1 protein-coding gene is annotated in these 11284 nt (G+C 73.5%); it reads right to left on the reverse strand.

Going from position 1 to position 11284, the window contains the following annotated elements; translation table 11 throughout:
• Positions 1–5: 5 nt before the first annotated feature.
• Entirely contained in the window at positions 6–11258 is an 11253-nt protein-coding gene (locus PS467_RS15495; RefSeq protein WP_432280744.1) for a type I polyketide synthase, read from the reverse strand.
• Positions 11259–11284: the final 26 nt, after the last annotated feature.

The following is an 11284-nucleotide window of genomic DNA, read 5'->3' on the forward strand; positions in this document are numbered from 1 at the left end:
CCGCGTCAGGAATCGTTGCCGTCGAGGCCGTCGAGGTCGAGCGCCATGTCGATGAGGTGCTGGACGTCCATGGTGTCGATGGACTCGGTGTCGTCTTCGACGCGGCTGGTCTCGGCGGTGGCCGCTTGCGGTTCGGCCAGCCGGAGCAGCGTGTCCAGCAGGCCGGCTTCCCGGATCCGGCTCATCGGGAGGGTGGTCAGGATGCGGCGCAGCTCGGCGTCCTGCGGATCGGTGTCCAGATCGGCCGGGGCGTGCCCCGGGCCGTCCGGGACCAGTTCGGTCAGCAGGTGCTCGGCGAGCACCGCCGGTGTCGGGTAGTCGTAGACCAGGCTCACGGGCAGCCTGAGACCGGTGGCCGAGCCCAGCCGGGTGCGCAGTTCGACCGCGGTGAGCGAGTCGAAGCCCAGCTCCTTGAAGGCGCGTCCGGCCTCGACCTCGTCGGCGGAGGCATGGCCGAGTGCGGTGGCCACATGGGTGCGGACCACCTCCAGTACCGCGTCCCTGCGGTCTGCCGGGGCCAGCCCGGTCAGCCGCTCACGCAGCGCCGACGCGCCATCGGCCGCCGCCCGGTCCGCCCGCTCGCCCTCGGTTCCGCCCCGCAGGGCGTTGGCGACCTGGGGCACATCGTCGATCAGCGGGCGGGGGCGGGCGGCGGTGAAGGCCAGGGCGAAGCGCTCCCAGTCGACATCGGCCACGGTCACCGCGGTCTCCCGGCGGGTGAGCGCCCGCTGGAAGGCGACCATGTTCACATCCGGCGCCATCGGCGGCAGGCCGCGGCGGCGCAGCTGCTCCTCGGCGTCGCCCTCGGCGGCCATACCGCCGTCCGCCCACGGGCCCCAGGCCACGGAGGTGGCGACCAGGCCACGGGCGCGGCGCCGCTCGGCCAGCGCGTCCAGGAAGGCGTTGCCCGCCGCGTACGCGCCCTGGCCACCACTGCCCCACACCCCGGCGATCGAGGAGAAGAGCACAAAGGCGTCCAGCGGCTCGGTGTCCTCGCCGAAGAGGGCGTCGAGATGGTGCGCTCCGGCCGTCTTGGCGGCCACGATGCGGGCGAACTCCGGGAGTTCCCGGCCCGTGCCGGGCTCCTGGGAGACACCGGCCGCGTGCACCACGGCCCGTACCGGGGTGCCGTTGGCCGCCAGCTTCTCCACGAGCCCCGCGAGCGCGTCGCGGTCGGTCACATCGCACGCCTCGACGGACACGGCGGTGTCGGTGCCGGACAGTTCGGCCACGATCTCGGCCGCGCCCGAGGCGTCGGGGCCACGGCGGCTGAGCAGCACCAGCCGCTCCGCGCCGTTCCGTGCCAGCCAGCGGGCCACATGCCGCCCCAGGGCGCCCGTGCCACCGGTCACCAGCACGGTGCCGCGCGGTGTCCAGGTCTCGGTGGAGGCGGTCGCCGCGTCGCGTGCGGCCGGTACGAGACGGCGTACGAAGACCCCGGCGGCGCGGATCGCCACCTGGTCCTCGTCGTCGGACCCGGCGAGCACATCCGCGAGCCGGTCCAGCGCGCGTTCGTTGAGCGTCTCCGGCAGATCGACCAGACCACCCCAGCGCGCGGGCTGCTCCAAGGCGACGACCCGGCCGAAGCCCCACACCTGGGCCTGGGCGACGCTGTCCAGCCGGTCGGCGCCGCCGGTCGAGACCGCGCCCCGGGTGACGCACCACAGGCGCGCGGTGGCGTCGTCGCCCTGCCGCGCCAGCGCCTCGGCCAGCGCACCGGTCAGCGCCAGGCCGACCGGCACCGCCGGATGTTCCGGGTGCGGCCGCTCGTCCAGCGCCAGCAGCGACAGCACTCCGTCCACCTGGCCCCCGGCCGACGCCGACGTGAGGCGGGCGGCCACGGTCGCGGGGTCGGTGTCCGCGGCGTCCAGCTCGACACGTACGACCCGCACGCCGCGCCCCGCCAGGCCGGCGGCCACCGCGGCGACCTGGGGGTCGTCGGCGTGGCTCGCGGGAACGACGGCCAGCCAGGTGCCGGCCGGGACCCCCGCCCGGCTCCGCGGACGCGGCTTCCACACCACGTGGTAGAAGTGGCCGTCCGCGGCGGACAGCTCGCGCTGTGTGCGGCGCCACGACGACAGGGCGGGCAGCACCGCGCTCAGCGGCTGGTCGCCCTCGACCCGCAGTTCACCGGCGAGCGCCTCCCAGTCCTCGCGCTCCACCGCTTCCCAGAACCGGGCGTCCACCGCGTCCACGGTGGTCTCGGCCGGGGCTCCGGCCTCCGGGGTGGTGTCCGGCCAGTACCGGCGGCGCTGGAACGGGTACGTCGGCAGGTCGACGCGGTGCGCGCCGGTCCCGGCGAAGTACGCGGCCCAGTCCACCTCGGCGCCCCGGACGTATGCCTGGGCGAGCGCGGCGGTGACGGTCTCGGCCTCGGGGCGGCCGTTGCGGCAGGCGGGCGCCAGGACGGCCGCCTCGGCGTCGGTGACGCAGTCCTGGACCATGGCGGTGAGGACACCGTCGGGGCCCAGCTCGACGTAGGTGGTGACGCCCTGTGCTTCGAGCGTGCGGACGCCGTCGAGGAAGCGCACGGCCTCGCGGACGTGGCGCACCCAGAAGCCGGGGCTGGTGATCTCCTCGGCGGACACCACGGCACCGGTCAGGTTGGACACGATCGGGATGCGCGGAGCCTCGTAGGTGAGCCCCTCGGCCACCTCACGGAAGGCGTCCAGCATCCCGTCCATACGCGGCGAGTGGAACGCATGGCTCACCGTCAGCCGCTTGGTCTTACGGCCCTGGGCCTCGAACGAGGCCGCGATCTCCAGAGCCGCGTCCTCATCACCCGCGATGACCACGGAGGCCGGACCGTTGACGGCCGCGATGCTCACCCGCTCGGTCAGCAGCGGCGCCACCTCGTCCTCCGACGCCTGCACCGCGACCATCGCGCCACCCGCCGGAAGCTCCTGCATCAGCCGCCCACGAGCCGCCACCAGCTTCGCCGCGTCCGCGAGCGACAGCACACCCGCCACATGCGCGGCGGCCAGCTCACCGATGGAGTGCCCCGACAGGAAGTCCGCCTTCAGACCCCACGCCTCGACCAGCCGGAACAGCGCCACCTCCACCGCGAACAACGCGGGCTGAGTGAACCCGGTCCGGTCCAGCGCCTCGGCGTCCTCGCCGAACAGGACCTCCCGAAGCGGCCGTTCGAGGTGCGGGTCCAGCTCGTCGCACACCGCGTCCAGCGCCTCCGCGAACACCGGATAGGCGTCATACAGCTCACGCCCCATCCCCAGCCGCTGGCTCCCCTGCCCCGTGAACAGGAACGCCACTGCGCCGCCGGCCGTCACCGAGCCCTCGACCAGCCCCGCCGCACCGCGCCCCTCGGCCAGCGCCGCGAGCCGCTCGCCGGGGAGTTCGCCGTCCCGGCCGAGCAGCACGGCCCGGTACTCCAGGGCAGAACGGGAGGTGGCCAGCGAGTACGCGAGGTCGAGCGGGCGGGTCCCCTCGGCCCGGCCGTTCAGGAAGGCTCGCAGACGCTCGGCCTGGGCCCGTAGCGCGTCCTCCGTACGGCCGGAAACCGGCCAGGCGAGGACGGGCAGGGTCCGCTCCGGTGCGACGGAGTCGGCGGCGTCGGCGGCACCGGCGGTCACCGCGTCGGGGGCCTGCTCGATGATCGCGTGCGAGTTGGTGCCGCTGAAGCCGAACGACGACACCCCGGCGCGGCGCGGACGACCGGTCTCCGGCCACGGCCGGGACTCGGTCAGCAGCTCGATGTCGCCCACCGACCAGTCCACATGCGGGGTCGGCTCGGTGACATGCAACGTCCGCGGCAGCACGCCGTGCCGCATCGCCAGAACCATCTTCATGACGCCCGCGGCACCCGCGGCGGCCTGAGTGTGCCCGATGTTGGACTTCATCGAACCCAGCCACAGCGGTCGGTCTTCGGGCCGCTGCTGACCGTACGTCGCCAGCAGCGCCTGCGCCTCGATCGGGTCACCCAGCGACGTGCCCGTGCCGTGGGCCTCGACGACGTCGACGTCCGCGGCCGTCAGAGCCGCGTTGGCGAGGGCCTGGCGGATGACGCGCTGCTGGGACGGGCCGTTCGGCGCCGTCAGACCGTTCGACGCACCATCCTGGTTGACGGCGGTGGACCGCAGGATGGCGAGGACGGGATGCCCGTTCTTCCGGGCGTCGGAGACCCGCTCCACCAGGAAGAGGCCCACGCCTTCACCCCAGTTGGTCCCGTCCGCGTCACCGGAGAACGCCTTGATCCGGCCATCGGCGGCCAGCCCCCGCTGGCGGCTGAATTCCAGGAAGACCCCCGGGGTCGACATGACCGTGACGCCGCCCGCCAGGGCGAGCGAGCACTCGCCGTTGCGCAGCGCCTGCGCGGCCAGGTGCAGGGCCACCAGTGAGGACGAGCACGCGGTGTCGACGGTGAGGGCGGGCCCTTCGAGACCGAAGACGTAGGACAGCCGGCCGGATGCCACGCTGGAGGCGGTGCCGGTGCTGAGGTGTCCTTCGAGGCCCTGTGACTCGTCCAGCAACAGGGTGAGGTAGTCCTGTTCATTGGAACCGATGTAGACACCGGTCCTGCTGCCGCGCAGCGTCGCCGGGTCGATCCCGGCCCGCTCGAACGCCTCCCAGGACGTCTCCAGCAGCAGCCGCTGCTGCGGGTCCATGGCGAGCGCCTCACGCGGCGAGATGCCGAAGAACGCCGCGTCGAAGTCGGCCACATCGGGCAGGAAGCCGCCCTCGCGAGTGTAGGTGGTGCCTTCGGCGTCCGGGTCGTCGCTGTAGAGGTTGGCCAGGTCCCAGCCACGGTCGGTGGGGAAGCCGGTGATCGCGTCCTCGCCGGAGACCAGGAGCTGCCACAGCTCCTCCGGCGACCGTACGCCGCCGGGGAAACGGCAGCTCATCGCGACGATCGCGATCGGGTCGTCGTCGGCCGAGGTGGCCATGTGGTGGAGGGTGATCGCGTCGGTCACGTCACCGACGAGCTCACCGCGCAGATGGCCGGCGAGGGACGCCGCGTTCGGGTAGTCGAAGACCAGCGTCGGCGACAGCCGCAGCCCGGTCGCCTCGCGGAGGCGGTTGGACAGTTCCACGGCGGTGAGGGAGTCGAAGCCCAGGTCCTTGAACGCCCGGCCCTCCTCGAGGGCCTGCGGGTCCGCGTATCCGAGCACCGCCGCGACGTGGGTACGGACCAGATCCAGCAGCAGCCGGTCCTGCTCGGCCGCGCTCAGCCCGGCCAGCCGCCCGGCCAGGCCGGAAACGCCGTCACCCGCGGTGTTGTCCGCCACCCGCCGTACCGGAACGCGCACCAGCCCGCGCAGCAACGGCGCGAGCGTGCCCGCGGCGGCCTGGGTGCGCAGCGCCACGGCGTCGACCCGCATGGGGACGGTGGCCACCTCGCCCGAGCCGAGCGCCGCGTCCAGGAGGGCCAGGCCCTCCGCCGGGGTCAGCGGCGGCAGCCCCGCGCGCCGCATCCGGCTGATGTCCACCTCGCTCAGGCCGCTGCCCATACCGGAGCCCGCCCACAGACCCCACGCGAGCGAGAGGGCCGGGGCCCCCTCGGCGCGGCGGCGCGCCGCCAGCGCGTCCAGGAACGTGTTGGCGGCGGCGTAGTTGCCCTGGCCGGGGCCGCCGAACAGGCCCGAGACGGCGGAGAACAGGACGAACGACGCCAGGTCCGAGCCCCGCGTCAGCTCATGGAGGTTCCACGCGGCATCCACCTTCGGACGCAGAACGCGCTCGACGCGCTCGGGCGTCAGCGAACCGATGACACCGTCGTCCAGCACACCGGCGGTGTGCACCACGGCCGTCAGCGGATGCTCGGCGGGGATGGCGGCCAGCACCTCGGCGAGCGCTTCGCGATCGGCCGCGTCACATGCGGCGACCGTCACCTCGGCACCCAGCGCACGCAACTCGGCGACGAGTTCGGCCGCGCCCGTGGCCCGCTCACCACGGCGGCTGGTGAGCAGCAGGTGCCGCACCCCGCGTTCGGTCACCACGTGCCGGGCGACCAGGCCGCCCAGGGCACCGGTGCCACCGGTGATCAGTACCGTACCGTCCGGGTTCCACGGGGCGGGCACGGTCAGCACGACCTTGCCGACGTGCCGCGCCTGGCTCATGTACCGGAACGCTTCCGGGGCCTGCCGCACGTCCCAGGCGCTGATCGGCAGTGGCCGCAGCGCCCCCTGCCGGAACAGCTCCAGCAGCTCGCACAGCATTTCCTGGATACGGTCGAGACCCGCGTCGAACAGGTCGAACGCCTGGTAGGAGACACCGGGGTACTGGGCGGCCACCTCCTCCGGCTCCCGGATATCGGTCTTGCCCATCTCGACGAACCGGCCGCCGCGCGGCAGCAGCCGCAGCGACGCGTCCACGAACTCCCGGGCCAGCGAGTCCAGCACCACATCGACGCCGCGACCGCCGCTGGCCTCGCGGAACGTCGACTCGAAGGCCAGGTCGCGGGAGGAGGCGATACGGTCCTCGGCCAGCCCCAGCGAACGCAGCGTGTCCCACTTGCCCTGGCTGGCGGTGGCGTAGACGTCCACACCCCAATGCCGGGCCAGCTGCACGGCGGCCATGCCCACACCGCCGGCGGCGGCGTGCACCAGCAGCGACTCCCCGCCCTGGAGGTCCGCCAGGTCGCGCAGCGCGTAGTAGGCCGTCATGAACACGATCGGCACCGACGCCGCCTCGGCGAACGTCCAGTCCAGCGGCATCGGGGCGACCATGCGCCGGTCCGCCACCACCAGCGGCCCGAACGCACCCGGCAACATGCCCATGACGCGGTCGCCGGGGGCCAGATCGGTGACACCGGGGCCGGTTTCCACCACGACACCGGCGCCCTCGATGCCCATCACAGGGGCATCGCCGGGGTACATCCCCAGCGCGTTCAGCACATCCCGGAAGTTCAGACCGGCGGCCCGGACCTCGATCCGCACCTGCCCGGCCTCCAACGGCGCCGCCGCCTCAGGACACGGCAGCAGCGTCAGGTTCTCCAGCGTGCTCCTTTCCTCGATGTCCAGCCGCCACGCCCGCTCCCCGGCCGGAGGCACCATCGCGCCCTTCGACGCCACCCGCGCCAGCAGCGGCGTGTGGACCGTGCCGCGGCGCAGTGCCACCTGCGGCTCGCCCGAAGCCAGCGCGGCGCCCAGCGCCTCGTACGAGGCATCGGTGCCATCCACATCCACCAGCACCAGCCGGTCCGGACGCTCCGACTGCGCCGAGCGCACCAGACCCCACACCGCGGACCGCGCCAGGTCATCGACCCCGGCATCGCCCCCGGTGGTCACCGCGCCCTGGGTGACCAGGACCAGACGGGACGTGTCCAGCCGCTCCTCGGCGAGCCACGCCTGCACCAGAGCCAGCGCGTCCCGCGCGGCGGAGTGAGTGGCACCGGCCACGTCGTCCTCGGTGGTGTCCCCCGGGCCGAAGTACGCGAGAACGTACTCGGGCGCCCCCGTCCCCCCGGATTCCACCGCGTCGCTCAGCGCGGCCAGGTCGGCGTGGACCGGGGCACCGGCCCTGAGCGCGGCCGGCGCACCGGAGCCCAGTACCGCCCACGGCACACCGGCCCCGGACTTCTCGGCGGGCACCGGCACCGTGGCCCAGTCCAGCCGGAACAGCGACTCGTGGTACGCCGCCCGCCAGGTCAGCGCCCGCTCGGCCGGAGCGGCGCGCAGGACCAGCGTGTCCACGACGGCGACCGGGCTGCCAGCCGAGTCGGCGATCTCCACCCGGACACCGTCCGCGCCCGTGCCCCGCAGCACCAGACGCACCCGCAGCGCGGAGGCGCCGCTCGCGTACACCGACACCCCGCTCCAGGCGAACGGCAGCCCTCCCTCGGCACCGTCGGCCGGGCCGAGCAGGCCGAGTACGTGCAGCGCGGAGTCGAACAGCGCCGGATGCAGCCCGTAGTCCTGCGCGTCGGACGCCGCGGACTCGTCCAGCCGGACCTCGGCGAAGAGTTCGTCCCCGTGTCGCCAGGCGGCCGTGAGCCCCTGGAACACCGGGCCGTACCGCAGACCGGCGTCGGCGAGGGTCGTGTACAGCTCCTCGACCCCGACCGCCTCGGCGCCCGGCGGCGGCCACGCCGTCATCGCGAACGCCGGCCGGGGCGCGCCCGAGGCGAGCACGCCGTCGGCGTGCCGCGTCCACGGCTCCTCGGCCGGAGCGTCCTCCGCACGGGACAGGACGGCGACGGACCGCTGTCCGGCGCCGTCCGCCGCGCCGACCGTGACCTGAAGCCGGATGCCTCCGTGTGCGGGCAGCGTCAGCGGGACATGCAGGGTCAGCTCGTCGAGAAGGTCGCAGCCGACCTGGTCGCCGGCGCGAACGGCGAGCTCCACGAACGCCGTGCCCGGCAGCACCACCACGCCCTGCACCACATGGTCGGCCAGCCACGGATGGGTGTCCACGCCCAGCCGGCCGGTGAACACCAGTCCATCGGACTCCGCCAGCGGCACCGCCGCACCCAGCAGGGGATGCCCGGCCGGCTCCAGCCCCACGGACGCCACATCGCCCACGGACGCCGCGCCCGGCTCCAGCCAGAACCGCTCGTGCTGGAAGGCGTACGTCGGCAGGTCCACCCGGCGCGCACCCGTTCCGGCGAAGAACCCGGCCCAGTCCACCGCCACACCACGGACATGCGCCCGCGCCACGGCGGTGGTCAGCGCCCCGGTCTCGCGACGGTCCTTGCGCAGGGCGGGGATGCACACCGCGTCCTCACCCAGCAGGCACTCCTGCGCCATCGCGGTGAGCACGCCATCGGGGCCCAGCTCGATGAAGGTGGTGACGCCCTTGGTCTCCAGGGTGCGCACACCGTCGAGGAAGCGCACGGCCTCGCGGACGTGGCGCACCCAGAAGTCGGCGCTGGTGATCTCCTCGGCGGAGACCACGCCACCGGTCAGGTTGGACACGATCGGAATCTTGGGAGCTTCGTACGACAACCCCCGCGCCACCTGACGGAACGCCTCCAGCATCCCGTCCATGCGCGGCGAGTGGAACGCGTGGCTCACCGTCAGCCGCTTGGTCTTACGGCCCTGGGCCTCGAACGACGCGGCGATCTCCAGAGCCGCGTCCTCGTCACCCGCGATGACCACAGAGGTGGGCCCGTTGACGGCGGCGATGCTCACCCGCTCGGTCAGCAGCGGCGCCACCTCGTCCTCCGACGCCTGCACCGCGACCATCGCGCCACCGGCCGGAAGCTCCTGCATCAGACGGCCACGCGCCGCCACCAGCTTCGCGGCGTCCGCCAGCGACAGCACACCCGCCACATGCGCGGCCGCCAGCTCACCGATCGAATGACCCGACAGGAAATCGGGCCGCAGACCCCACGCCTCCACCAGCCGGAACAGCGCCACCTCGACCGCGAACAACGCGGGCTGAGTGAACCCGGTCCGGTCCAGCGCCTCGGCGTCATCACCGAACAGGACGTCCCGAAGCGGCCGTTCGAGGTGCGGGTCCAGCTCCGCGCACACCGCGTCCAGCGCCTCCGCGAACACCGGATAGGCGTCGTACAGCTCACGGCCCATCCCCAGCCGCTGGCTGCCCTGCCCGGTGAACAGGAACGCCACCTCGCCGTCGACGACCGCGCCCTCGATCAGCTCCGGCGCGGACTCCCCCCGCGCCAGTGCCTCCAGGCCCGCGGCCAGCCCGGCACGGTCCTCGCCGACGACCACCGCGCGGCGCTCCAGCGCCGCCCTGCCGGTGGCCAGCGAGTAGCCCACGTCGGCGGTGCCGAGGGCGGGCTCACGGTCGAGCCGGGAGATCAGGCGCCGGGCGTTGTCGCGCAGCGCCGCCGCGTTCCTGGCGGACAGGGTCCACGGCAGTACGGCGGCGGTGACCGCCGCGGTGGTGCCGTCCTCGCCCGTGGACGGGGACTCCTCGGGCTCCGGGGCCTGTTCCAGGATGGTGTGGGCGTTGGTGCCGCTCACTCCGAAGGCCGAGACACCGGCCCGGCGCGGCCTGCCGGTCTCGTCCCACGGCCGGGCCTCGGTCAGCAGGGACACCTCGCCCGCCGACCAGTCGACGGTCGGGGACGGCTGGTCGACGTGCAGGGTCTTGGGCAGGACGCCGTGGCGTATCGCCATGACCATCTTGATGACACCCGCGACGCCCGCCGCCGCCTGGGTGTGGCCCAGGTTGGACTTGAGCGAACCCAGCCACAGCGGATGGCCCTCGGGCCGCTCCTGGCCGTAGGTGGCCAGCAGCGCCTGTGCCTCGATGGGGTCGCCCAGTGTCGTCCCCGTGCCGTGCGCCTCCACGACGTCGATTTCGGCGGCGGACAGCCGGGCGTTCTCCAGGGCCTGGCGGATGACGCGCCGCTGGGAGGGGCCGTTCGGCGCGGTCAGGCCGTTGCTCGCACCGTCCTGGTTGACGGCCGAGCCGCGCACCACCGCCAGCACGGGGCGGCCGTTCTTCCGCGCGTCCGAGAGCCGCTCGACCAGCAGCACACCGACGCCCTCGGACCAGCCGGTGCCGTCCGCCGACGCCGCGAAGGACTTGCACCGGCCGTCGGGGGCGAGGCCACGCTGCCGGCTGAACTCCACGAACACATCCGGGGTGGGCATCACCGCGACGCCGCCGACCAGGGCGAGCGAACATTCCCGCTGACGCAGCGCCTGGGCCGCCCAGTGCAGGGCGACCAGCGACGACGAGCACGCCGTGTCGATGGTGGCGGCCGGGCCCTCCAGACCGAAGGTGTAGGCGATACGGCCGGACAGCACGCTGGTGGCACCGCCGGTGAGCAGCAGGCCCTCCAGCTCCTCCGGGACATCCTGGAGACCGGAGCCGTAGCCCATGGCCGACGCGCCCACGTACACGCCGGTGCGGCTGCCCTTGACCGACGTCGGGTCGATGCCCGCGCGCTCGAACGCCTCCCAGGACGTCTCCAGCAGCAGCCGCTGCTGCGGGTCCATGGCGAGGGCCTCGCGCGGCGAGATGCCGAAGAACGCCGGGTCGAAGTCGGCGGCGCCGTCGAGGAATCCGCCACCGCTGTTGTAGAAGGTGCCCTTGCGGTCCGGGTCCGGATCGGCCAGCCCCTCGATGTTCCAGCCGCGGTCGGCGGGGAATCCGGAAATGGCGTCACCGCCCTCCGCGACCAGCTGCCACAGGTCCTCGGGCGAACCGATGCCACCGGGGAAACGGCAGCTCATCGCGGTGATCGCGATGGGTTCCTGCGCGTCCGCCTCCACCTCGGTCAGGCGGCGACGGGTCCGGCGCAGCTCAGTGGTCACCCACTTCAGATTGTCGAGAAGCTTCTCTTCGTTCGCGCTAGCCACGGAAACGTCACCTCCTGAGGTCAGTTGAAGAACTGTGGGCGGTCATCACG

This window comes from Streptomyces luomodiensis, from assembly GCF_031679605.1.
In the GTDB taxonomy this organism is placed as follows: Bacteria; Actinomycetota; Actinomycetes; order Streptomycetales; family Streptomycetaceae; genus Streptomyces; species Streptomyces luomodiensis.